At 46.9% G+C, this 26,401-nt stretch carries 16 protein-coding genes and 1 pseudogene; 8 read left to right on the top strand and 9 right to left on the bottom strand.

Features of this window, described 5'->3' with window-relative positions:
* Nucleotide 1: 1 nt before the first annotated feature.
* From fucI to glmS, 6 genes are all read right to left on the bottom strand, one after another.
* Nucleotides 2–1,774: an L-fucose isomerase gene (fucI, locus tag BWI44_RS14415; protein WP_286814726.1), complete on the bottom strand. Its 1,773-nt coding sequence runs from the start codon at nt 1,772–1,774 to the stop codon at nt 2–4.
* A gap of 70 nt (nt 1,775–1,844) precedes the next feature.
* Entirely contained in the window at nt 1,845–2,825 is a 981-nt protein-coding gene (locus BWI44_RS14410; protein ID WP_286814724.1) for a GntR family transcriptional regulator, read from the bottom strand.
* Nucleotides 2,826–3,011: 186 nt separating this feature from the next.
* A complete protein-coding gene (carB, locus tag BWI44_RS14405; protein WP_286814722.1) occupies nt 3,012–6,245 on the bottom strand; it encodes a carbamoyl-phosphate synthase (glutamine-hydrolyzing) large subunit in 3,234 nt (1,077 codons plus the stop codon).
* A 77-nt stretch (nt 6,246–6,322) separates the two neighbouring features.
* On the bottom strand, nt 6,323–7,399 hold the full coding sequence (gene carA / locus BWI44_RS14400) for a glutamine-hydrolyzing carbamoyl-phosphate synthase small subunit (RefSeq protein ID WP_007214323.1): 1,077 nt from the start codon (nt 7,397–7,399) through the stop codon (nt 6,323–6,325).
* Nucleotides 7,400–7,467: 68 nt separating this feature from the next.
* Complete coding sequence (locus BWI44_RS14395; protein ID WP_195209715.1) at nt 7,468–9,351, bottom strand: amidophosphoribosyltransferase; 1,884 nt, start codon at nt 9,349–9,351, stop codon at nt 7,468–7,470.
* A gap of 69 nt (nt 9,352–9,420) precedes the next feature.
* On the bottom strand, nt 9,421–11,265 hold the full coding sequence (gene glmS / locus BWI44_RS14390; RefSeq protein ID WP_286814719.1) for a glutamine--fructose-6-phosphate transaminase (isomerizing): 1,845 nt from the start codon (nt 11,263–11,265) through the stop codon (nt 9,421–9,423).
* A 419-nt stretch (nt 11,266–11,684) separates the two neighbouring features.
* On the opposite strand from glmS, the gene BWI44_RS14385 reads away from it, so the two are divergent.
* Both BWI44_RS14385 and BWI44_RS14380 read left to right on the top strand, forming a co-directional pair.
* Nucleotides 11,685–12,263: a Crp/Fnr family transcriptional regulator gene (locus tag BWI44_RS14385; RefSeq protein ID WP_138292110.1), complete on the top strand. Its 579-nt coding sequence runs from the start codon at nt 11,685–11,687 to the stop codon at nt 12,261–12,263.
* Nucleotides 12,264–12,327: 64 nt separating this feature from the next.
* Nucleotides 12,328–12,750 (top strand): GNAT family N-acetyltransferase, encoded by a 423-nt coding sequence (locus tag BWI44_RS14380; RefSeq protein ID WP_138292111.1) that lies wholly within the window; start codon nt 12,328–12,330, stop codon nt 12,748–12,750.
* Here the strand turns inward: BWI44_RS14380 and BWI44_RS14375 are convergent.
* Together BWI44_RS14375 and BWI44_RS14370 are read right to left on the bottom strand one after the other, a co-directional pair.
* Nucleotides 12,733–12,948: pseudogene (locus BWI44_RS14375) on the bottom strand (hypothetical protein); the annotation flags it as partial. The gene BWI44_RS14380 and the pseudogene BWI44_RS14375 sit on opposite strands and share 18 nt — an antisense overlap.
* 77 nt (nt 12,949–13,025) lie before the next feature.
* On the bottom strand, nt 13,026–13,334 hold the full coding sequence (locus BWI44_RS14370; RefSeq protein ID WP_138292112.1) for a DUF3791 domain-containing protein: 309 nt from the start codon (nt 13,332–13,334) through the stop codon (nt 13,026–13,028).
* A 413-nt stretch (nt 13,335–13,747) separates the two neighbouring features.
* Here BWI44_RS14370 and gltB point away from each other — a divergent pair, with 413 nt between their 5' ends.
* From gltB to asnB, 3 genes are all read left to right on the top strand, one after another.
* On the top strand, nt 13,748–18,289 hold the full coding sequence (gltB, locus tag BWI44_RS14365; protein ID WP_195209713.1) for a glutamate synthase large subunit: 4,542 nt from the start codon (nt 13,748–13,750) through the stop codon (nt 18,287–18,289).
* Between the two features lie 94 nt (nt 18,290–18,383).
* Complete coding sequence (locus BWI44_RS14360; RefSeq protein ID WP_195209712.1) at nt 18,384–19,724, top strand: glutamate synthase subunit beta; 1,341 nt, start codon at nt 18,384–18,386, stop codon at nt 19,722–19,724.
* A 19-nt stretch (nt 19,725–19,743) separates the two neighbouring features.
* The gene (gene asnB, locus BWI44_RS14355; protein WP_286814715.1) at nt 19,744–21,438 is read left to right on the top strand and encodes an asparagine synthase B; all 1,695 of its coding nucleotides are present in this window, start codon (nt 19,744–19,746) and stop codon (nt 21,436–21,438) included.
* Nucleotides 21,439–21,526: 88 nt separating this feature from the next.
* On the opposite strand, the gene BWI44_RS14350 is transcribed toward asnB, so the two are convergent.
* Nucleotides 21,527–23,074 (bottom strand): PD-(D/E)XK nuclease domain-containing ATP-binding protein, encoded by a 1,548-nt coding sequence (locus BWI44_RS14350; protein ID WP_195209740.1) that lies wholly within the window; start codon nt 23,072–23,074, stop codon nt 21,527–21,529.
* 246 nt (nt 23,075–23,320) lie between these two features.
* Between BWI44_RS14350 and BWI44_RS14345 the strand changes: the two genes are divergently transcribed.
* From BWI44_RS14345 to BWI44_RS14335, 3 genes are read left to right on the top strand one after another with little or no spacing between them, the layout of a single operon-like run.
* Nucleotides 23,321–24,763, top strand: a complete 1,443-nt coding sequence (locus BWI44_RS14345; protein WP_022210240.1) for a polyamine ABC transporter ATP-binding protein — start codon at nt 23,321–23,323, stop codon at nt 24,761–24,763.
* Nucleotides 24,764–24,779: 16 nt separating this feature from the next.
* Complete coding sequence (locus tag BWI44_RS14340) at nt 24,780–25,553, top strand: ABC transporter permease (RefSeq protein ID WP_033160611.1); 774 nt, start codon at nt 24,780–24,782, stop codon at nt 25,551–25,553.
* Complete coding sequence (locus tag BWI44_RS14335) at nt 25,550–26,341, top strand: ABC transporter permease (RefSeq protein WP_007214337.1); 792 nt, start codon at nt 25,550–25,552, stop codon at nt 26,339–26,341. The genes BWI44_RS14340 and BWI44_RS14335 overlap by 4 nt, the downstream gene beginning before the upstream one ends.
* Nucleotides 26,342–26,401 lie beyond the last annotated feature (60 nt).

The raw sequence follows: 26,401 nt of genomic DNA, 5'->3' as shown, positions 1-26,401 counted from the left end.
GTTATTTATAGATAGGTCCGTACGTTGTGCAAGCTCTATAATCAGCTCCTTCTTTATCCATGCCGAATGCATTCCAGGCAGCGGGACGGAATATCTTCTTCTCATCCACATTGTGCATACAAACAGGAATACGAAGCATGGAAGCCAACGTAATCAAATCCTGACCGATATGTCCGTAACTGATAGCACCATGATTAGCTCCCCAGTTATTCATTACCGAATACACATCTTCAAATGCCGGTTTATCGCAAAGACGGGGTACAAACCAGGTAGTAGGCCACGTACGGTCCGTACGTTCATCCAGTAGTTTGTGAACTTCCGGATCAATCTCTACCGTCCATCCTTCTGCAATCTGGAGCACGGGACCGAGGCCTTTCACAAGATTCAGACGGCTCATCGTCACAGGCATGCCGCCTTTAGACAGGAAGTTAGAAGAGAAACCACCGCCACGGAAATAATCACGGTTAGCGGGATACCAGGTGGTAGCTTCAAGACATTTCTCCATCTCGGTCTCGGAGATTTCCCAATGAGGTTTCATGGCAGGTTCACCCTGTGCATTCGTTTGCTGGCCTGTACCGTCCAGAGTGGTAGCACCAGAGTTAATCAAATGGATAATACCGTTAGCAGCCAAACCTGTCAATTCTTTACCCGTAACGCGTTTCACTGCTTCAGGACTCCAATATGTACGTACATCAGAGAATATCTGTGCACGGTTTGTCAGCAAATGACCGAAGAGCATGGCTACGCCGTTGCAAGCATCGTTTTCAGTAGCTACTACGTATGCTTCACGGATACCGTTCCAGTCAAAAGAAGTATTCAGCAGAGCTTCGGAGTAGTCACCATTCGGATAAAAATCGGTCCACTGGCGTTGTCCCTGGAAACCGACGGCAATGGCATTGTGTCCAAGTGCTTCTTCCTTGAATCCCATTTCACGAAGTTTCGGATTGCCTTGCATAAGGTCGCGCATAATGATAGTCATCTTCACAATGAATTCCCAATCTTCGTCTTTTTGCTCACGAGTCTTGGTCTTTGCGGGGATATTGAAATCCTTGCCCTCATTTTTCTTGCAATACTTTTCTGTCCATGCCATGGCTTTAGCGAACTCTTCCTTATCATAGATACCTTCAGTCATACGACGGATAATTTCAGTCAGGTCTACAGATTCGCAACGGATACCCAGATATTCCTGGAAGAAATCCGGGTTTACAATAGAACCGGCAATACCCATGGATACGCTACCCATCGACAAATAAGATTTTCCGCGCATGGTTGCTACTGCCTGTGCGGCACGTGCAAAACGAAGCAGTTTTTCTGCAACGTCGGCAGGAATGGAATTGTCATCCAGATCCTGCACATCACGTCCGTAAATGCCAAAAGCAGGTAATCCTTTTTGTGCGTGTCCCGCCAGTACAGCTGCCAGATATACAGCTCCCGGACGTTCCGTGCCGTTAAATCCCCAAACAGCTTTCGGATAATACGGATTCATATCCATAGTCTCGGCACCGTAGCACCAGCAAGAGGTCACTGTGATAGTAGAACCCACGCCTTCACGTTCAAACTTCTCGGCACAAGCCGCACTTTCGGCCACACGACCGATGGTACTGTCTGAAATCACACACTCCACCGGACTTCCGTCACCGTTCTTCAAGTTGCTGGTGATCAACTCGGCTACTGCTTTAGCCAGGTTCATTGTTTTTTCTTCAAGGCTTTCACGTACGCCACCCTGGCGGCCGTCGATAGTGGGACGAATCCCGATTTTCGGATACTTTTTCATGCTATCATTTATTTGGTTAATAAAACATCATCTATGCTGAACTGTGCTGAAATCAGTTTGTAAAAAAAGGCTATAAAGAGCCTCTTAAATTTACTTCCGTCGGCAGACAAACCTGTATGGATTTGCCACTCAAGATGAAATCTGCCGTCAGGATTCCCATCTTTTGCCAATCAACACTCATCACTGTTATTCCCTTATCAATCACTTCATAAGCCGGCGTATCATTATAGGCTATCAAGCCGAAATCAACACCACACGTCAAACCTGCCGCACGGCTCTTCTTCACAATCTCCACCACATCCACCTGACGGATGGCAATATAGGCTTCACCGGAATGCACTTCCCTGTCGTCCAAAGTCTCTATGACCTCACATTCCAATTGATGATCTGCACAATACTTCCTGAAATAATCGCACGTCTCCTTGGGGTGCTTACTTTCCCGGGCCAGAAACAGGATAAGCTTGCGATAGTTCTGCAACCTGTCTGACAATTGAGCCATAGCTGCGTAAAAGGCTTCACCGAAGTCCTGGCAGATGTATGAATATTCCCGTTTATCAAACTGCCCGAAATCAAGCAGCAACAGGCGGGAAGAGTCTATCTTATAGAGATAAGGAGAAATCTTTTCATTATCGAAGTTCATTACCACGTACTTATTATAACGGCCAATGGAATCGCGAAGAATAGCATTGAACAATGCTTCATTATACTGATGAAACCACAGGTCTACCTTATAACGCGTAGAAAGGCGGCGGATGATGCTGTTATACAGCGTATCTTTAAAGGGTGAATATTCATCGAGCAGCAGCAGGATATTTTTCTGGCGGTTCACCACATAGTAACCTTTACCAGGGGTAGAGTCGATAATCCCCCGCTCCTTCAGATCAATAAAAGCTTTAAAAACCGTGTCGCGGGAAACTTTATAATCGTAGCTCAGCTGATTGATGGAAGGCAGGGCGGTATCCGTCTTGTAACGTCCCATGGAAATGTCCTGGCTGATCAAATCGGCCAGTTGTTTCACCTTCGTCATTTGTTGCCCGAAAATTGTTTTCATATTGCGTATACAGGTTTAATCAAAGTAAGGATGACACAGGTAGCTGTGCTGAACTGTGCTGGTACAAAGAAAGATTATTTATTCTGAATCAGCAAGAAATAGAGATATGTTTTGCAGCATATAAAAATAAAAGCCCCGTCACATCTTTGCAATGTAACGGGGCGCTATCACTTTGTTATACAGAGATTATTTATACTCCGCCCACGATTTAATTGCCAGATCATCCAGCGTCATCGTACAGAAAGCATTGATGAAAGCACTTGCCAGGCGAGCATTTGTAATCAACGGAACATTCAGGTCGATAGCGGCACGACGAATCTTATATCCGTTGCTCAACTCACCTGCAGTGAGGTTCTTCGGAATATTCACCACCATGTCGATCTCCTTTTTGTGCAGCATATCCAACGCTTGCGGCTGTTGGTTGGTCTCACTGGGCCAATACACCTGCGTATTCTCCACCCCGTTTTCCGTAAGGAACTTACTGGTACCTCCCGTTGCAAAGAGCTTATACCCTTTTTGCTGAAGCAGACGGGCAGCGGAAAGCATTTCCACCTTCTGTTTCGGTGTACCGGTAGAAAGCAGGATATTCTTCTTCGGTATGCGGTAGCCTACAGAAAGCATAGCCTTCAGCACGGCACAAGACGTATCACTTCCGATACACCCAACCTCACCTGTAGATGCCATATCCACACCCAACACCGGATCTGCTTTTTGCAGACGATTGAAAGAGAACTGACTGGCCTTGATGCCTACATAGTCCAGTTCAAAGAGATTCTTATTCGGCTTCTCTACCGGAAGCCCTAACATCACCTTCGTAGCCAATTCGATAAGATTAATCTTCAGCACCTTGCTGACGAACGGGAAACTACGGGATGCACGCAAGTTACACTCAATCACCTTGATGTCATTCTCACGAGCCAGATACTGGATATTGAACGGACCGGAGATATTCAGTTCGCGTGCAATCTCACGACTGATACGCTTAATGCGGCGTACCGTCTCCACATAAAGCTTCTGAGGCGGAAATTGAATCGTAGCATCGCCCGAATGTACCCCGGCAAACTCAATATGTTCAGAGATAGCGTATGCCACAATTTCTCCATTCTGTGCCACCGCATCCATCTCCACCTCCTTGGCATGTTCGATGAACTGACTGACAACCACCGGATGCTTCTTCGATACATTGGCCGCAAGTTGCAGGAAGCGTTCCAGTTCTTCCTGATTGGAACAAACGTTCATAGCAGCACCTGAAAGCACGTATGACGGACGCACAAGTACCGGGAAACCCACTTCTTCCACAAACTCGTTGATGTCATTCATGCTCGTAAGCTCACGCCAGCGAGGCTGGTCTACACCGATACGGTCCAGCATGGCAGAGAACTTCTCACGGTCTTCGGCATTGTCAATGCTTTTGGCGGAAGTACCGAGGATAGGTACCTTCTGCGCATCAAGCCGAAGGGCAAGGTTATTCGGTATCTGACCACCGGTAGAAATAATCACCCCGTGGGGATTTTCCAGTTCAAGGATATCCATTACCCGTTCGAAGGTAAGTTCGTCGAAGTAGAGGCGGTCGCACATATCATAGTCCGTAGATACGGTTTCGGGATTATAGTTGATCATAACGCTGCGATACCCCTCTTTACGGATGGTATTCAGTGCCTGCACACCGCACCAGTCAAACTCTACGGAAGACCCGATACGATACGCACCGGAACCGAGTACAACGATGGATTTACGATCACCGAGGTAATGAACATCATTAGCAATGCCACTGTACGTCAGATACAGATAATTAGTCTGTGCAGGATATTCGGCAGCAAGAGTATCTATCTGCTTCACTACAGGAACTATGCCGACACTCTTACGATGATTGCGCACATAGAGGATACCGTCTTCCATGTCCCCTTCATAACCGATGGCGCGGGCTATCTGGAAATCGGAAAAACCTTGTACCTTGGCTTTTTTCAGCAATTCAAAAGGCAGATCGGCTATCTGTTTGTGGTTCTTGCTCCACTGCTCCAACTCTTTGCTGGTGTTCATGATGTTCATCAGCTTCTCCAGGAACCACTTATCGATCTTTGTCAGTTCGTGCACCTGATCAACGGTATATCCGGCACGGAAAGCTTTGGATATGACAAAGATACGCTTATCCGTCGGTTCACGGAGCGCCTTGTCTATATCAGAGATAACAAGTTCCTTATTTTCCACGAAACCATGCATCCCCTGTCCTATCATACGCAGACCTTTCTGAATGGCTTCTTCAAAAGTACGGCCGATAGCCATCACTTCGCCTACCGACTTCATGCTGGAACCCAGTTCCTTGTCTACACCATGAAACTTACCTAAGTCCCAACGGGGAATTTTGCAGACCACATAGTCCAATGCAGGTTCAAAGAAAGCACTTGTGGTTTTCGTTACAGAATTCTTAAGGTCGAACAATCCGTAGCCAAGACCGAGTTTTGCAGCAACGAAAGCAAGCGGATAACCCGTAGCTTTAGAGGCCAGAGCAGAAGAACGGCTCAAGCGGGCATTTACTTCAATCACTCTATAATCCTCACTTTCAGGATCGTATGCATACTGCACATTACATTCTCCTACAATACCGATATGACGAATGATACGGATAGCAAGTTCGCGCAACTTATGATAATCGGAGTTACTGAGCGTCTGAGACGGAGCAATAACGATGGACTCTCCCGTATGGATGCCCAGCGGATCGAAGTTCTCCATGTTACAAACGGTGATACAGTTGTCAAAGCGGTCGCGCACCACCTCATACTCCACTTCTTTCCATCCACGCAAGGATTTTTCCACAAGCACCTGCGGGGAGAAAGAGAAAGCTTTCTCAACCAACACATCCAATTCTTCTTCATTGTCACAGAAGCCGGAACCCAGTCCACCAAGCGCGTATGCAGCGCGGACAATCACCGGATAACCCAATTCGGCAGCAGCACGACGGGCATCAATGGCATTTTCTACGGCTTCGCTTTTAATAGTCTTTACATTGATTTCATTCAGCTTATGCACGAAAATCTCACGGTCTTCCGTATCGATAATGGCTTGTACGGGAGTACCGAGAACTTTTACACCATATTTCTCAAAAACTCCGTCTTTGTAAAGGGCAACACCGCAGTTCAGTGCCGTTTGTCCACCAAAGGCAAGCATAACGCCATCCGGACGTTCTTTTTCGATGACTTTCTCTACAAAATAAGGAGTGACAGGCAGGAAGTAAATCTGGTCGGCAACGCCTTCCGAAGTCTGCACAGTAGCAATGTTCGGGTTGATAAGAACGGTGTAGATACCTTCTTCTTTCAAGGCTTTGAGTGCCTGGCTGCCGGAGTAGTCGAACTCACCTGCCTCGCCGATTTTCAGTGCACCGGAACCGAGTAGCAGGACTTTCTTTATATTGTTTTCTTTCATTTCTATTTATTCATTATATTTCTAAAATCTATCTCAATTCCCCTCCTCAGACGGAGGAGGGGAATTGAGATACTATTTTACAGCAGCTTCACGAACTCATCAAACAAAAACTCCGTATCCGTCGGTCCGCTGGCAGCTTCTGGATGGAATTGTGCAGAGAACCAGGGATTCCGTTTATGCTTTATGCCCTCATTAGACCCGTCGTTCATATTGATGAACAGCGGTTCCCAATCTTCCGTCAGCGTAGTGTTGTCCACTGCATAACCATGATTCTGCGAAGTGATGAAGCAACGTTCCGTACCCACCATACGCACCGGCTGATTGTGACTGCGATGACCATATTTCAGCTTGTATATCTTTGCTCCTCCTGCCTTACTCAGCAACTGATTTCCCATGCAGATACCGAAGATAGGTAGTTTTTCATTCTTCATTGCCCGGCGAATATTCTGCACCGCAGCATCACAGGTATCCGGATCACCCGGGCCGTTACTGATGAAAAGTCCGTCGAACTCCAGTTCATTATAATCATAGTCCCAAGGCACACGGATGACTTCTACATCACGCTTCAGCAGACAGCGAAGAATATTGCTCTTCACTCCACAATCCACCAGGACTACTTTCTTCTTACCCGCACCTTCGTTGTACCGGATTATCTCCTTGCAACTCACCTTATCCACATAGTTCACTCCCGCATACACGGCATCGGGCACATTCTCCGGTTCATCATCAAAAACAATCTTCCCCATCATCACGCCATGTTCGCGGAGCACCTTTGTCAGCTCACGCGTATCGATACCTGTGATGCCCGGCACCTGTTCGCGCTTCAGCCAATCAGCCAAGCTTTCCACAGCGTTCCAATGGCTAAAGTCCTCACTATAATCACTTACAATGATGGCTTCCGCATGGATACGTTCGCTTTCCATAAAGGTAGCCAGTCCATTCGGTTCGATAGTGAAAGGCGGCACACCATAATTGCCCACCAACGGATAAGTGAGCGTCATCAACTGTCCGGCATACGAGGGGTCAGTCAAGCTCTCGGGATACCCCGTCATAGCTGTGTTGAAAACCACCTCTCCCGCTACCGGCTTTTCGTAGCCAAACGACTTGCCGTGGAAGCGGCTCCCGTCGTCGAGGATAAGAGTTACATTTCTCATGTTAGTTAGTGATTAGTGTTTAGTGATAAGTGATTAACGTTAATCACTTATCACTAAACACTATTTCGTTAAAATTGATATACTTGTTCTATATAGTCAATAAAGGCATTATTCAGCATCTTCACCCCACCTGGTGTAGGATAATCACCGCTGAAATACCAGTCTCCCCGATGATTGGGACAAGCCTCATGCAGCCCCTCCAACGGTTGGTATACGATTTCCACCTTCGCCTTTGTTCCGGCAGGTGTCAGCAGTTCCACCATCTTGGCGGAGATTTCCTCGTCAGTGAAAAGTGCATAGATATCCTTCACATAGTTCACCATTTGCTCCTTCGGCAACCCTACCTGGTCTTTCGATTTGCGGTAGGCAGCGGCAATCACATCTTTCATATCCCGGTCTTTCAGTAATTCGATGGCAGCTTTGAAAGCGATGAATTCACTCATCTTTGCCATGTCGATGCCGTAATAATCGGGATAACGCACCTGCGGGGACGAAGAAACAATCACAATCTTCTTGGGACCCAGGCGGTCGAGAATACCGATGATACTCTGTTTCAGAGTGGTTCCGCGTACAATGGAGTCATCGATAATGACAAGATTGTCCACACCCGGCACCAGACTGCCATAGGTGATATCATACACGTGCGCAGCCAAGTCATTGCGACTGTTTCCTTCTGCAATAAACGTACGCAGTTTAATGTCCTTGATGGCTACCTTTTCGCTACGGATACGGCGGGAAAGTATTTGTTCCAGCTCCTCCAGATTGGGACTATGTTCCAAGGAAGCAATCTGTTGCACTTTCTCTTCATTCAGATAATCATCCAGCCCCTGCAACATGCCGTAGAAAGCAACTTCCGCTGTATTCGGAATGAAGGAAAACACAGTATGGTCAAGGTCTTTATTAATGGCTTTCAAGATATTAGGTATCAGTTTCTCACCCAATAGTTTACGTTCTCTGTAAATATCCACATCACTGCCGCGTGAGAAATAAATACGTTCGAAAGAACAGGGTTTCACCTCGCGCACTTTATTGATTTGGGTGGTGCGCAGCTTGCCCGCCTTGTTAATCAGCAAGGCTTGTCCGGGCATCAATTCCTTAATACTGCCTGCCGGTACATTGAAAGCGGTCTGTATCACAGGACGCTCGCTGGCAAGCACTGCCACTTCATCATCCTGATACCAGAATGCGGGACGGATTCCCCACGGGTCGCGCACGGCAAACGATTCACCGCTTCCCGTCAGTCCGCATATCACATAGCCTCCGTCCCACTCCTTGCTCGAAGTACGCAGCACGTTTGCCAGGTCCATATGATCTTCTATATAGTGAGTCACGCCCATGCCTGTCAATCCTTCCGCTTCGGCAAGATTGAAGAGGCGCTCCACTTCACGATCGAGACGGTGCCCCACTTGTTCCAGCATGATGTATGTATCGGCATACTTCCGCGGATGCTGGCCGATAGCCGTGATACGTGCAAAAATCTCATCCACATTCGTCATGTTGAAATTGCCGCAGAGAGCGAGGTTCTTAGCCCGCCAGTTGTTACGCCTCAGGAAAGGGTGCACATAGGAAATGCCGCTCTTTCCGGTAGTGGAATAACGCAAGTGCCCCATGTAAGCCTCACCCGCAAAAGGGAGGTATTTCTTAGCGTAATCCGCATCATGAAGCTGCTCTTTTGTCAGATCCTTAAAGTTGCTCTGCACCGTACCGAATATCTCGGTAATGGCACCCGAACCGAGTGCACGCTCACGGAACATATACTCTTCACCGGGATTTGCTTCCAGCTTTACACAAGCCATACCGGCGCCCTCTTGTCCACGGTTGTGCTGCTTCTCCATCAGAAGATAGAGTTTATTCAAACCGTACATCCATGTGCCGTACTTCTGTTCATAGTATTCCAGAGGTTTCAGCAGGCGTATCATGGCAACGCCACATTCATGCTTCAGTTCTTCCATCAGTTCATTTACAATTTACAATGTACAAAGTACAATTTATCGTTTACTATTTATTTCATATTACCCTCTTTATTCCACTGTCACACTCTTCGCCAGATTCCTCGGCTGATCCACATCCATCCCCTTGCATACTGCGATATGGTACGCCAATAGCTGCAACGGTACCGTAGTAATCAACGGGTCAAGGCACTCAATTGTTTCCGGCAACTCGATACAAGTATCGGCAATCTTGCTGATAACCGTATCCCCTTTTGTCACCAGAGCGATCACTTTGCCCTTACGCGCCTTGATTTCCTGTATGTTGCTTAATACTTTCTCATAAAGCCCGTTCTGTGTAGCAATCACTACTACCGGCATTTCAGCATCTACCAATGCGATAGGCCCGTGCTTCATTTCAGCAGCCGGATAACCCTCGGCATGGATATAAGAGATTTCTTTCAGCTTCAACGCACCTTCCAGGGCTACGGGATACGAATATCCGCGTCCCAGATAAATAAAGTTATGCGCATACGTGAAAATCTTGGAAAGCTCTGCAATGCTGCCGTTCAGCTTCAGCACTTCTTTCATCTTATCAGGAATGCGGTTCAGCTCCTGCACGATGGCAAGGAATTGCCCCTCATCTATCGTATTCTTCTCTTTGGCAAGCGTCAGCGCCAGCATGGTGAGCACTGTCACCTGTCCCGTAAACGCTTTGGTGGAAGCCACTCCGATTTCAGGGCCTACGTGGATATAAGAGCCCGTATGCGTAGCCCTCGGAATAGACGAACCAATCGCATTACAGATGCCATAGATAAATGCCCCACGGCTCCGCGCCAGTTCTACAGCTGCCAATGTATCCGCCGTCTCGCCACTTTGCGAAATCGCAATCACCACATCCTTACTGTCTATCACCGGATCACGGTAACGGAATTCTGAAGCATACTCCACTTCCACCGGAATGCGGCAAAGACTTTCTATCAGATGTTTTCCGATAAGCGCCGCATGCCAGGAAGTACCGCACGCCACGATGATGAAACGTTTGGCTGCCAGCAGACGGTCTTTGTTATCAATCACTGCGGAAAGCACCACATTTGTACTTTCTACATTGATACGTCCGCGCATACAGTCATGAATACAATCGGGCTGCTCAAAAATCTCTTTCAGCATGAAGTGCGGATAACCGGCCTTTTCCAACTGCCCCAGGTTCAGTGCCACCGTCTTCACTTCGTGCGGACATTCCACATTTTTCAGGTTCACCACCTTCAGTTTCTCTCCGCGGCGGATGACGGCAATCTCTTCATCTTCCAAATATACGACTTTATCTGTATATTCCACAATCGGCGTAGCATCCGAAGCCAGGAAAAACTCATCTTCACCGATACCTACCACCAACGGGCTACTCTTGCGGGCTGCTATAATCTCATCCGGACTGTCCTTATCCAGCACGGCAATGGCGTATGCGCCGATTACTTCACGCAACGCTAATTGCACAGCAGTCAGCAGATCTGTATTTTTGGATTTCTGGATGAATTCTATCAGTTGCACCAGTACTTCGGTGTCCGTACTGCTTTTGAATGAATAGCCTTTGGCCTGGAGTTTTTCTTTAAGGACGGCGTAGTTTTCGATGATGCCATTGTGGATGAGAGCGAGATGTTCGGAAGAGGAATAATGAGGATGGGCGTTAGCGGAGCAAGGTTCCCCATGCGTAGCCCAACGGGTATGGGCAATTCCGATGTTACCGGAAATATCTTTTTGAGTAACGAAAGTTTCCAGTTCCGAAACCTTACCTTTCGTTTTGTAAACGTTCAACTGTCGGTTATCACTGATTAATGCTACCCCTGCACTATCATATCCGCGATACTCTAATCGCTTCAATCCTTTGATAAGAATGGGGTAGGCTTTCTTTTGACCAATATAGCCTACGATTCCACACATACTAATTAATATTTGATTTTGCGCTGCAAAGATATAAAAACCCGAGAACATAAAGTTAATGTTTTGCCTATTTATTTATCAAAAGAATAGAAAAAAGTTATTTTCTTGTCAAAAAGTTAAAGAAAACAAACTTATTAAAGCAAAAGGAGCATTTTTACAATTTCAAAGTAAGTAGTAGAAATTTGGTTTAATATCGAAAGAAAATCGAGGATTTTTATTGTAATCCGACAAAAATAGTTAATAGTACGGAATCGAAAGCAGAGTAACCCATAGACACTTTAGTTCTTTCCTAACCAACAATATAAAAAACGACTATCAAAACTTATGAAAAATATGTTCGGTGAGTATTAATTCATATCTTTGTCACTGAAAATATATCTCACTGGATATAAAAAAGTTAAATAAGGAGAACGGAAATTATGCTTTTAGAAAAACTACTTAAAGAATTTAATTTTGACACCAATACTTTTACTTTAGAGGAATCTAAATTATTTGACCAATATTTTGAACAAATATTGATTAGTAAAGGTACATTTTTGATTAAAGAAGGAGAAACAGAAAGGTATAGTTATTTCGTTTTTGATGGAATATTACGTTGTTGGCTTTTAAATCATAAAGGTGAAGAACAAACTTTTTGGTTTTGTAAAGAGGGTACGTTTTCAATGTCGAACATATCTTTTACATTACAAACAAGATCTACATTTAATGTGCAAACGATTGTAGATAGTATTATTTACCGAATAGATAAGAAACAAGTAAATGAGCTATATACCGCTATCCCCAAGGTAAAAACTATATTTGAAGACTTGAATGCTATATTGTTGAATAAACTCTTGAAAAGAAGTATCGACTTGATTAAATATTCTCCTGAACAGTATTATCAACAGATGATTGAAGAATATGGCATTACATTAAATTATATACCACTAAAAGATATAGCTTCTTATTTGGGTATCACACCGCAAGCGCTAAGCAGAATCCGTAAACGTATTTTTTAACTTGGGTTCAGTGTTTTGAATGCATAAGTTCCGAACTTTGCAACTTTAAATAACAGTTACAATTATGATTAGAAAAATTGAAGTTACAGATTATCCACGTTTGATGGAAATTTGGGAAAGCGCAGTATTGAGTACACATGATTTTCTTAAAGAGGAAGATTTTCTATACTATAAGGAACAACTTCCAGTATATTTTCAGTATGTCACTCTATTCGGATTTGAACAAGAGGGAGTCTTAATCGGATTCATGGGAATTGCAGAAGGAAATCTTGAAATGTTATTTATTGACAATAATTATCGAGGCACAGGAATAGGGAAAAAATTAATTACTTATGCCATAGATAATTTGCATGTAATTAAAGTCGATGTGAATGAGCAGAATATTCAAGCTGTCGGTTTTTATAAATATATAGGCTTTAATATATATAAAAGGTCAAATACGGACGGAGAAGGTAAAGAATATCCTATTTTACACATGCAGCTGTAATCTCTGTTCAATTAGAAACAGATTCTTAGTAGTACACCGTTCCGGTGGATTGGCTTCAAAATGAAGGCAACGACATCTGGAACGAACACGCTCAATATTCAGTTTATAGACATTTAACTGTGGTCTCAGCTCACGACCTACACTTTGGCATTGAGCCCAATTAACGGCTTGTTCACGTAAATCGGTTACATAAAATCCCTGACCAAAGTCAAGATTCGGACATCCTGCATTGCAAAGTGGTTGCTTTACCTCACATGTGGCTCAATGATAGACTGTTAGCATGAAAAGTCTCCTTTCTTTTGTTGTTTCAGTAAATATAAATTAGTACCTTTCGGAGCTGTAATGCCCTGATAGGCTTCCCAATTATTCAGACATTCTAAAACGCTATCGGTAATGTTCTCCCGACTTTCGGTATGAATAGTCTCATAATGGCGAATAATGAAGTTGTTTATCAACTCTACACGCTTCATACGCTGATACATTTCACTATAGGAGCATCCCACACATTTTGCGGCAGCTTCTACACATGACGCAGCAAAGCCCATACGTATTTCCAAGTCGGTCAGTTCCAGTAACTGTTTCATATTGTTTCTCCTTTTTTTGAATACCTTCATTGCAAAGATAACACTTTCTTTCTATATAATGTGCGGTACATATCATCTTGAGTATTGTATATGAACAGATGCTGCTACAACACTTCATATTAGCAAGCATTCCAATAAAACTGGTTACCAAGCACTATGGGTTGGCAATGTGACAATATAACGAAACTGCCAGCCATTCACATATTTTAATATGAAATACAAATGCAGATAAAATCTTTCATATTAAAATAAAAACACATCATTTTGTATCATATTAAAACAACATTCACTCGAATACGTTTTTTCACAAATTACAAATACGAATTTCTTATATCATTTTGAAATTATTTATATATCTTTGCTAAACATTTTGATAGCAAAATAGGTATTACCACAAAATAAAGTAAACCAAAATGAGAAAAGAAGAACTTTTTAACAACAAAACAAAAGTACAACCCTATCAACGACAGCCCAGACAGTTGGGCTTGTATGATGCAGAGAACGAGCATGACGCTTGTGGTGTCGGTATGTTAGTGAACATCCACGGAGGCAAGTCACACGAACTGGTAGAGTCCGCATTGAAGGTGTTGGAGAACATGCGTCACCGGGGCGCCGAAGGTGCGGATAACAAAACCGGAGACGGTGCCGGCATCCTGCTACAAATCCCGCATGAGTTTATTCTTTTGCAGGGTATTCCTGTCCCCGAGAAAGGGAAATACGGTACAGGTCTTCTCTTTCTACCAAAAGATGAGAAAGACCAGGGTGCCATCTTAAGTATCATCATCGAAGAGATTGAAAAAGAAGGATTGACATTGATGCACCTGCGCAATGTGCCCACTTGTTCCGAAATTCTGGGAGAATCGGCACTTGCCAACGAACCGGACATCAAACAGATTTTCATCACCGGATTTACGGAAAGCGAGACAGCCGACCGTAAACTCTATCTCATAAGAAAAAGAATAGAAAACAAAGTACGCAAATCGGATATTGCCACGCGCGAAGATTTCTACGTTGTCTCCCTATCCACGAAGAACATCATCTATAAAGGTATGCTATCTTCACTGCAACTGCGAGGCTACTTCCCCGATCTGACAACCCCCTACTTCACCAGCGGCATAGCACTGGTACACTCCCGCTTCAGTACTAACACCTTCCCTACCTGGGGACTGGCACAACCGTTCCGCCTCCTGGCCCACAACGGCGAAATCAACACCATCCGCGGTAACCGGGGGTGGATGGAAGCCCGTGAAAGTGTGCTCTCCTCTCCCGTCCTGGGCGACATCAGGGAGATACGCCCCATCATTCAGCCGGGGATGAGCGACAGTGCCTCACTGGACAATGTATTAGAATTCCTCGTTATGTCAGGCCTCAGCCTGCCGCATGCCATGGCCATGCTGGTGCCGGAATCTTTCAATGAAAAGAACCCCATCAGCGAAGACCTGAAAGCATTCTATGAATACCATTCCATCCTGATGGAACCCTGGGATGGCCCTGCCGCCTTGCTGTTCAGCGACGGACGTTTTGCAGGCGGTATGCTCGACCGTAACGGATTGCGTCCTGCACGCTATCTGATAACGCACAACGACATGATGGTAGTTGCCAGCGAAGTGGGCGTGATGGATTTCGAACCGGGAGACATCAAAGAAAAGGGACGCCTGCAACCGGGTAAGATACTACTGGTAGATACCGAAAAAGGCGAAATCTACTACGACGGAGAATTGAAAAAACAGTTGGCCGAAGCCAAGCCTTACCGCAGTTGGCTGGCAACAAACCGCATCGAACTGGATGAGCTGAAAAGCGGGCGCAAAGTCCCCCATAGCGTAGAGAATTACGAGAGGATGCTGCGCACCTTCGGCTATTCCAAGGAAGATGTGGAGCGGCTCATCGTCCCTATGTGTACCACAGGTGCCGAGCCTATCAACTCAATGGGGAATGATACGCCGCTTGCCGTACTCTCCGATAAGCCGCAACTGCTGTACAACTACTTCCGCCAACAGTTTGCACAAGTCACCAATCCGCCTATCGACCCGATACGCGAAGAACTGGTAATGTCACTGACGGAATATATCGGCGCCGTGGGCATGAACATCCTGACACCCAGCGAAAGCCATTGCAAGATGGTGCGCCTCAACCATCCCATCCTGAGCAATGCACAACTGGATATTCTTTGCAACATCCGCTACAAAGGTTTCAAAACGGTGAAATTACCTTTGCTGTTTGAAGTGGCAAAGGGCCGTACCGGATTGCAGGAAGCACTCACAGCACTTTGCAAGCAAGCGGAAGAGTCCGTCAGCGAAGGGGTGAACTACATTGTACTGAGCGACCGTGATGTGGATGCCACTCATGCAGCTATCCCCTCCCTACTGGCAGTAAGCGCAGTACACCACTACCTTATCTCCGTGGGTAAACGTGTACAGACGGCATTGGTCGTGGAAAGCGGTGAAATACGCGAGGTGATGCACGCAGCCCTGTTACTGGGATTTGGCGCCAGCGCCCTGAATCCTTACATGGCATTTGCCGTGATCGATAAGCTGGTGGCGAAGAAAGAAATCCAGTTGGATTATGCCACTGCCGAAAAGAAATATATCAAATCCATCTGCAAGGGATTGTTCAAGATCATGAGTAAGATGGGTATCAGTACCATCCGCTCGTATCGGGGAGCGAAAATATTCGAAGCCGTAGGTTTGAGTGAAGAGCTCAGCAATGCTTATTTCGGCGGGTTGAGATCCACCATAGGCGGTATCCGGCTGGATGAAGTGGCACACGATGCAATCGCATTCCACGATGCAGGCTTTGCCGCACAAGTAGACGGATTACTCCCCAACAACGGTTTGTATGCTTTCCGTAAAGACGGAGAAAAACATGCCTGGAATCCGGAAACCATTTCTACCTTGCAACTCGCCACACGCCTGGGCAGCTATAAGAAATTCAAAGAGTTCACAAGTCTGGTAGATGGAAAAGAAGCACCTATCTTCCTGCGCGACTTCCTGGATTTCCGCCGTGCCCCCATTTCTATAGATAAGGTTGAACCGGTAGAAAGTATCATGCACCGCTTTGTGACGGGTGCCATGAGTTACGGGTCTATCAGCAAAGAAGCGCATGAGGCAATGGCCATTGCCATGAACCGGATTCACGGACGCAGCAACACAGGTGAGGGAGGCGAAGACAGCACACGCTTCACGCCCCGCGAAGACGGAACCAGTCTGCGTAGTGCCATCAAGCAGGTAGCTTCGGGACGTTTCGGCGTAACAACGGAGTATCTGGTGAACGCCGATGAAATACAAATCAAAGTGGCACAAGGGGCCAAACCGGGTGAAGGCGGTCAGTTGCCGGGCTTTAAAGTAGACCAGGTGATTGCGAAAACGCGCCACTCCATTCCCGGCATTTCATTGATTTCTCCCCCGCCCCATCACGACATTTATTCCATCGAAGACCTGGCACAGTTGATCTTCGACCTGAAGAATGTAAATCCTCGTGCCAAGATCAGTGTGAAACTGGTAGCCGAAAGCGGCGTAGGAACCATTGCCGCCGGAGTGGCCAAAGCAAAAGCCGACCTTATCGTCATCTCCGGTGCGGAAGGTGGTACGGGAGCATCTCCTGCCTCCAGTATCCGCTATGCCGGTATCTCTCCTGAACTGGGACTAAGCGAGACGCAACAGACTCTTGTACTGAACGGTCTGCGCGGGCAAGTGATGCTGCAAGTGGATGGGCAACTGAAAACCGGTCGCGACATCGTGCTGATGGCGATGCTGGGTGCCGAAGAGTTCGGTTTTGCGACCAGTGCTTTGATTGTACTGGGCTGCGTCATGATGCGTAAATGTCATCAAAACACCTGCCCTGTGGGTGTGGCAACGCAAAACGAGGAACTTCGCCGACGCTTCCACGGACGTAGCGAATACCTGGTGAACTTCTTCACTTTCCTGGCGCAGGAAGTGCGGGAGTATCTCGCCGAAATCGGCGTGGAACGCCTAGATGACATCATCGGACGCACGGATCTTATTATCCGCAAGTCAGAAAACGAATCCCCTAAGCAATCCCTGATTACTTTCGACAAAATACTGGCACGCGTCGATAATGGTGCAGCCATCCGCCACACCATCGACCAGCAACACGGCATCGACCACGTAAAAGACGTTGAAATGCTGCATGCCGCTGCCGAAGCTCTGGAAAACCAGAAAGAAATCTCACTGGAATATACGATTGCCAATACGGATCGCGCTTGCGGAGCCATGCTTTCGGGCACCATTGCCGCGAAGTACGGTGAAGCGGGACTGCCGGAACATACATTGAACGTAAAATTCAAAGGTTCTGCAGGACAAAGTTTCGGTGCCTTCCTTGTACCGGGTGTCAGCTTCAAACTGGAAGGTGAAGCGAACGATTACCTCGGCAAAGGCCTTTCGGGCGGACGGATTGCCGTGTTGCCTCCGGTACGCTCTAACTTCCAGGCCGAGAAGAATACGATTGCAGGAAATACCTTGCTCTATGGCGCAACCAGTGGTGAAGTTTACATCAATGGGCGCGTAGGCGAGCGTTTCGCTGTCCGTAATTCCGGTGCCATTGCCGTTGTAGAGGGTGTAGGCGATCATTGTTGCGAGTACATGACGGGCGGTCGTGTGGTAGTCCTCGGTTCAACAGGGCGTAACTTCGCAGCCGGCATGTCGGGCGGTGTAGCATACGTGTGGAATAAGGATGGAAACTTCGATTATTTCTGCAATATGGAAATGGTGGAACTAAGCCTCATAGAAGAAGCATCCTATCGTAAGGAATTGCACGAACTCATTCGTCAGCATTACCTCTATACAGGCTCCAACTTGGCACGCATCATGCTTGATGACTGGAACCGATATGTGGATGAGTTTATCCAGATAGTCCCCATCGAGTACAAAAAGGTGTTGCAAGAGGAGCAAATGCGGAAACTGCAACAGAAGATTGCAGAGATGCAGAGAGATTATTAGAATTGACAGTTGACAATTACTGTTTAGTCGCCTACTTAATTATGCAAACAAACTAATTACAAACATTTACTTAGTCAAACTAAAGAATAGTATAATGGGAAATCCAAAAGCATTCTTAAACATACCACGACAGGAAGCGGGATACCGTCCTGTCCACGAACGCATCACCGACTTCAGTCAGGTGGAGCAAACTTTAAACAGTCACGAACGCAAACTCCAGGCATCACGTTGCATGGATTGCGGTGTACCCTTCTGTCACTGGGCATGCCCATTGGGCAATAAACAACCTGAATTTCAGGATGCGCTTTATAAAGGTAAATGGCGCGAAGCATACGAAGTGCTCGCCGCCACAAACGACTTCCCCGAATTTACCGGACGTATTTGTCCGGCACTTTGCGAAAAGTCGTGTGTACTGAAGCTTTCGTGCGATGAGCCTGTCACTATTCGTGAAAACGAGGCGGCTATTGCCGAAGCGGCTTTTCGCGAAGGTTACATCGTGTCCATCCAGCCCCAACATAATGGAAAGCGGGTTGCCATTATCGGTGCAGGTCCTGCGGGACTCTCCGCTGCCTGCCGGCTGAATGCTAAAGGCTATGAAGTGACTCTTTTTGACAGCAAACCCATGCCCGGCGGATTACTGCGCTATGGTATTCCTAATTTTAAACTCGATAAGGCAGTAATCGACCGCCGGATGGGAGTGCTTGAAGCTGAAGGCATCAAGTTCGAAATGGGCGTAACGGTAGATGTACAGAACCTCCCTGCCGGCTTTGATGCCTACTGCATCTGCACCGGGACGCCACAGGCACGCGACCTCAACATTCCCGGACGCGAACTGAAAGGTATTTATCTTGCCCTTGAAATGCTGTCCCAGCAAAATCATATCCTCGATGGAGAAACGTTCCCCAAAGAACGTCTGGTAAATGCCAAGGGCAAACGGGTTCTCGTCATCGGTGGCGGTGATACAGGATCAGACTGTATCGGTACGAGTATCCGCCAGGGAGCCGTGAGTGTAACACAGATTGAAATCATGCCACAGCCTCCCGTAGGTCACAATGACGCTACTCCTTGGCCGCAATGGCCCATTGTACTGAAGACGACTTCAAGTCACGAAGAAGGTTGCACGCGCCGCTGGTCGCTGGCATCCAATCAGTTTATTGGCAAGAATGGAAAAGTCTGCGGTGTAGAGGTGGAAGAAGTGGAATGGATTCCGGCTCAGGATGGTGGACGCCCTACCATGAAGCCTACCGGAAAGAAGGAAGTAATAGACACCGATATGGTGCTTCTGGCCATGGGCTTCCTGAAACCGGAACAACCGGAATTTCCGGAAAATGTGTTCGTAGCAGGTGATGCGGCACGTGGTGCCAGCCTTGTGGTACATGCACTGGCGGACGGACGGAGAGTGGCAGAGAGAATAGACAAGTATTTGAGCAACTAACCCCTAATCACTAAGCATTATGTGTGGAATCGTAGGTATCTTCAATATCAAATCTCAATCCCAGGAATTGAGAAACAAAGCGCTTCGAATGGCGCAGAAAATCCGTCATCGCGGACCGGACTGGAGTGGTATTTATGTAGGCGGCAGTGCCATCCTGGCTCACGAACGTCTTTCTATCGTCGATCCGGAAAGTGGCGGACAACCATTGTACTCTCCGGATGGCAAGCAAATCCTTGCCGTCAACGGTGAGATCTATAATCATCGGGAAATCCGTTCCCGCTACGCCGGCAAGTATGCTTTCCGTACAGGATCAGACTGTGAAGTCATCCTCGCATTATATAAGGATAAAGGCATTCATTTCCTCGAAGAATTGAACGGTATCTTTGCCTTTGCCCTTTATGATGAGGAAACAGACGATTATCTGATTGCCCGTGACCCTATCGGGGTAATCCCTCTTTATATCGGTCGTGACGACCAGGGACATATCTACGTAGGCAGCGAACTGAAAGCCCTCGAAGGTTTCTGTGACACCTACGAGCCATTTCTGCCCGGGTATTACTTCTGGGGACGTGAAGGGAAAATGCATCGTTGGTATCAACGCCCCTGGAGTGATTATGCCGCCGTCAAAGCCAATGACACCACCGCCCGCCGGGCTACCCAACCAGAAATCAACAGCGTAAAACTCGCCCTTGAAGCTGCCGTCCGGCGCCAGTTAATGTCCGATGTTCCTTACGGTGTTCTGCTCAGTGGTGGCCTCGACTCTTCCGTCATCTCCGCCATTGTCAAGAAATATGCTCGCAAGCGCATCGAAACTGATAACCAAAGCGAAGCCTGGTGGCCTCAACTCCACTCCTTCGCCGTCGGCCTGCGCGGTGCACCGGACTTGATCAAAGCCCGTGAAGTGGCAGAATACATCGGCACCGTTCACCATGAAATCAATTATACCATTCAGGAAGGACTCGACGCCTTGCGTGATGTCATCTACTTTATCGAAACATACGACGTTACCACTGTTCGTGCTTCCACACCGATGTACCTGTTGGCACGTGTCATCAAGTCTATGGGCATCAAGATGGTGCTTAGTGGTGAAGGTGCTGACGAGGTTTTCGGTGGTTATCTCTACTTCCACAAAGCCCCTACACCGCAGGCTTTCCACGAAGAAACGATCCGTAAGCTCTCCAAATTGCACCTGTACGACTGTCTGCGTGCGAATAAGAGCCTTTCTGCCTGGGGTGTGGAAGGTCGTGTTCCCTTTCTCGATAAAGAGTTCCTGGATGTGGCAATGAACCTCAGCCCTGCCGTCAAGATGTGTCCGGGCAAAGAAATAGAGAAACGCATTGTGCGCGAAGCTTTTCAAGATATGCTGCCTCAGAGTGTTGCCTGGCGGCAAAAAGAGCAGTTCTCCGATGGCGTCGGTTACAATTGGATCGATACACTGAAGGCCATTACTTCTGCCGCCGTTACCGACCATCAGATGGAACATGCTGCCGAACGGTTTCCCATCAATCCGCCACAGAATAAGGAGGAATATTACTATCGTAGCATTTTCGAAGAACACTTCCCCAGTCAGTCGGCTGCCCGAAGCGTACCCAGTGTACCGAGCGTGGCTTGTTCCACTGCTGAAGCACTCACCTGGGATGCGACGTTACAAGGGAAAAATGATCCGAGCGGACGGGCGGTGGCCGGAGTGCATGAAGCGGCATACACATTATGAAATTGTAATGCCACACCTCAGCAAGTAGAATGCCACATCTAAACAAACGTAATGCCACACTTCAACGGTTACGAAGTGTGGCATTCTGTCACTCAACAACCCATTTCTCTATATTCCTTGTTTTATTACTGAAGTTCACACCTATTTTGAATAATTTCCTCGGATCTGCCTCAAAAGGAAGAGCATACTGTTTTTCTTCTATTTGTTGCAAGGCCTCCTCTGCAGTACCTTCCAGCTTGAATTCCATGACATAAATGTAATCGGCAGTCTTCACCACCAAATCCACCCGCCCTTCCGAAGTGTGATACTCCGCCTGTGTATAGAAACCTACCAGTTTGAAGACGATAAACAGTACATTTTGATAATGTAATTCCAAGTCTTTCACTAATTCATAAGGTGTGTCGGCAAAAAAGCTTTGCAGCCTCTTAAAGAAAGCGTTAGGTTGGCCCATCTCTATCTCACGGACAAATTTTTGTATCTCAAACGGCGCTTCTAACTGGTTAAAACGGGTATAAAACGGCATCAGAAATCTGATAAAGCCCTCTTCTACTTCCCGGTTTGGAAAACCAAGACGGTAAAGCCCGAAACGTTTGTCATACCCCTTTATCGTGAGATAACCGCTTTGGAAAATAACTGGTATGGGTTCGTTGTCGCCATAAATACAATTCAGTACATCAGCATCCGTTTCTTCATGTGCCATGCGCTCCAAATTGTAATGATTGCGTTTCAACAATTCCACAAGGTAAGTGGGCGTTCCGGTCTCAAACCAATAGTTACCGAATTTCATCTTAAAGAATGTATTCAGCAAACTGAAAGGATTATAGATGCCGTCCGTGTTTTCTGTAAAGTGGTAACCGTCATAGCAGGCCTTCAGTTCATTGCATACTTCCTGATACGTCATTTTCTGCGCGGCTGCCAATTCGTGCAGGTCTTCTTCAAAATTAAGATGTATCTCCTTTTCGGTGATTCCACAGATGGAAATGAACGGCTCGTCCATGGAGATATCATTCAGATTGTTCAGGTCACTGAACACACTGACTTTGCCAAACTTGGTCACTCCCGTCAGCAAGGCAAACTTGATGCAACCGTCCATGGTTTTCAGTACGCCATAGAAAGGTTTCAGAGTGTTGCGGAATTCGCGTTGCAGTTCCTCGTTGCCGATAGCTTGGAGCAAGGGTTTGTCATATTCGTCGATGAGAATGGCTACACGCTCACCACTTTGCTCATAGGCCCGTCCCACAACTCCTGCAAAGCGCAAGGCAAGAGTCGTTTCGGCAGAACGCGTTCCGTAAAGTGACTCCCAGTAGTCAAGAGTTTCATTCAGTATCTTGTCCAGACTATCCGGCGTATCATATTTCCCGATATTCAAGTCCAGATGCAACACAGGACGCTTCACCCAGTCTTTTTCCAAAGCGTCCACCGCCAAGCCTTCAAATAAGTCCCGTTTCGCTTCAAAATAGGCTTCGAGCGTGGAAATCAGCAAACTCTTCCCGAAACGACGGGGGCGGGAAAGGAAATAGTAACTCCCACTCTTCACTAACTTATACATCAATGCGGTTTTATCCACATATACATATCCTTCTTTACGAATCTTCTCGAAGTTCTGTATCCCGATGGGATATATTCTGTCACCCATGTCCTTGCCTCCTTCTACTATATAATATTCATTAATGCTACAAAGATAATGCAAACCGAGAGCAGAATAAAATGAACTCATTCATTTTTTATGCCGAGATGCGCTTATCTTCGCTTTTGAGGCAAAGATAATGCAAATCGAATGTAGAACTTTCATTTTCCCAATTTATTCCCTACCTTTGTCCCCGCTTTTTTAGAAAGGCAGAATTCGTTCTATTAGTTTTAGGTTAAACACTTAATAACGCTTATGCAAAAGTCTGACTGCATCATCGGCGTAGAGCACGTATCGAAATACTTCGGAGACAAAGCCGTACTGAATGATGTAAACCTCTCTGTCCGTAAGGGCGAATTTGTAACGATATTGGGCCCTTCCGGCTGCGGCAAGACTACTTTGTTGCGCCTGATAGCCGGTTTCCAGACCGCCTCGGAAGGTATCATCACCATCGCCGGAAAAGACATCACGCAAACACCGCCACACCAACGTCCGGTGAATACCGTCTTTCAGAAGTATGCCCTTTTCCCCCACCTCAACGTGTACAACAACATCGCTTTCGGACTGAAGCTCAAAAAGATGCCCGAAGCCACCATTGGCAAGAAAGTGAAACAAGCCCTCCGCATGGTAGGTATGACGGACTACGAAGACCGTGACGTCGATTCCCTCTCCGGCGGACAGCAACAACGTGTTGCCATCGCCCGTGCCATCGTCAACGAACCCGAAGTGCTGTTACTGGACGAGCCCCTTGCCGCTCTCGACCTCAAAATGCGTAAAGATATGCAAATGGAGTTGAAAGAGATGCACCAGAAACTTGGAATCACCTTCGTCTACGTTACCCACGACCAGGAAGAAGCCCTTACTCTGAGCGACACCATCGTCGTGATGAGCGAAGGCCGTATCCAGCAGATAGGTACGCCAACAGACATCTACAACGAACCCATCAACTCTTTCGTTGCCGATTTCATCGGAGAAAGTAACATCCTGAACGGGCTCATGCTTCAGGACAAAGCCGTATCCTTTGCCGGACACGAATTTGAATGTGTCGACAAGGGCTTTGGCGAAAATACTCCCGTCGACGTAGTCATCCGCCCCGAAGACATCTATATATTCGAGCCTTCTGCCGCTGCCCAACTGATGGGTACTGTCACCTCCTGCATCTTCAAAGGCGTGCATTACGAAATGATGGTACAGACTAACGAGGGCTACGAATTCATGGTGCAGGACTATCACAGTTTCGAAGCCGGACGGGAAGTCGGTCTGCTCGTGAAACCTTTCGACATTCACGTAATGAAAAAAGAACGCACCTGCAACACCTTCGAAGGCAAGCTCATAGACGCCACACATGTCGAATTCCTCGGTTACACCTTTGAGTGTGCCGAAGTGCAGGACATCGAACCGGGCAGCTCCGTCCTCGTAGAAATAGATTTCCGGAACGTCATCCTCGAAGATAACGAAGAAGACGGCCATCTGACGGGCGAAGTGAAATTCATCCTTTATAAAGGAAACCATTACCATCTCACCGTGTTTACCGATTGGGACGAGGATATCTTTGTAGACACTACTGACGTCTGGGACGACGGTGACCGTGTCGGCATCACCATCGCACCCGAAAATATACGAATTGTTGCGCCGGCACAGACCACCGGTTCTATCCCTATTGTCGAATCTGCTAATAAGAAAGGAAGTGCTCAGTAATATATCCCGTTTCTTCATGCGTCGCCGGAACTGGACAGTTCCCTACGCATTGTTTCTCATCATCTTCGTTGTGATGCCTCTGTTGCTCATTGTGGTTTATGCCTTCACCGATGCTGAAGGCGCATTTACGTTTGCCAACTTCCGCAAATTCATGATGCATCCCGAATCTATCAACACATTCGTCTACTCTATCGGAATAGCTGTCATCACGACTCTGGTATGCCTCCTGCTCGGTTATCCGGCTGCTTATATTCTCAGTCAGAAGCGCTTCAACACTTCCCAGACCATGGTTGTACTGTTCATCCTGCCTATGTGGGTGAACATCCTGATACGTACACTTGCCACGGTGGCATTGTTTGATTTCCTCAACCTGCCGCTGGGCGAAGGAGCTTTGGTATTCGGTATGGTCTACAACTTCCTGCCGTTCATGATATACCCTATCTACAATACGTTGCAGAAGATGGATGGCAGTCTGATAGAAGCAGCCCAAGACCTGGGAGCTACGCCTGTACAGGTATTCGGTAAAGTGATCCTCCCCCTTTCGATGCCCGGCATCATGAGCGGTGTGGTGATGGTTTTCATGCCCACGGTTTCCACCTTTGCCATTGCCGAGTTGCTGACAATGAACAACATCAAACTGTTCGGTACTACCGTACAAGAAAATATATATAACGGAATGTGGAACTATGGCGCTGCCTTGTCGCTCATCATGCTGTTGCTGATTGGCGTCACCGCCCTCTTTACCAACGAGGACGACAGTGCACAAAATGAAAGCGGAGGTGTGATATGATGACACGTATTCTGGCGAAAGGCTATCTTTGGTTTCTGCTTGCCCTGCTCTATTCGCCCATCCTGATCATTATGATCTTCTCTTTCACTGAGGCCAAGGTACTGGGTAACTGGACAGGATTCTCTACCAAGTTATACAGTTCACTATTTACAGGCGGCATGCACCACTCACTGATGAATGCCATCTGGAACACATTTGCCATTGCTACGATTGCCGCCACAGCATCCACTCTGCTGGGAAGCCTGGCAGCTATCGGCATCTTTAACTTGCGCTCCCGGGCACGTCAGGTGATGAATTTCACCAATGCTATTCCGATGATGAATGCGGATATCATTACGGGTGTATCCCTGTTCCTGCTGTTTGTCAGCTTTGGCATTTCGCAGGGATTTACTACGGTGGTATTGGCACACATCACTTTTTGTACCCCTTATGTGGTGCTTAGTGTGATGCCCCGCCTGAAGAAAATGAATCAGAATGTATACGAAGCAGCCCTCGACCTCGGAGCTACTCCTTTCCAGGCGCTTCGCAAAGTCATCTTCCCGGAAATTCTGCCGGGAATGATCAGCGGTTTCATCCTCGCTTTCACGCTTTCTATCGATGACTTCGCAGTAACGATCTTCACTATCGGAAATGAAGGATTGGAAACGTTGTCGACATACATCTATGCGGACGCACGTAAGGGTGGATTGACTCCTGAACTGCGCCCACTGTCAACAATCATTTTTGTAACGGTGCTAGTATTGCTGATTGTGATTAATAAGAGAGCAGAAAGAAATAAGAAAGAATGATATATAGTGTGGTAAGGTGGTAGAGTGATAAAGTGATAATGGGATGTCACTCCATTATAT

This window comes from Bacteroides sp. Phil13 (assembly GCF_001940965.1).
Classification (GTDB): Bacteria; Bacteroidota; Bacteroidia; order Bacteroidales; family Bacteroidaceae; genus Bacteroides; species Bacteroides intestinalis.
The sequence above is the reverse complement of the archived record's forward strand: the minus strand, read 5'-3'. Positions and strand labels throughout refer to the sequence as shown.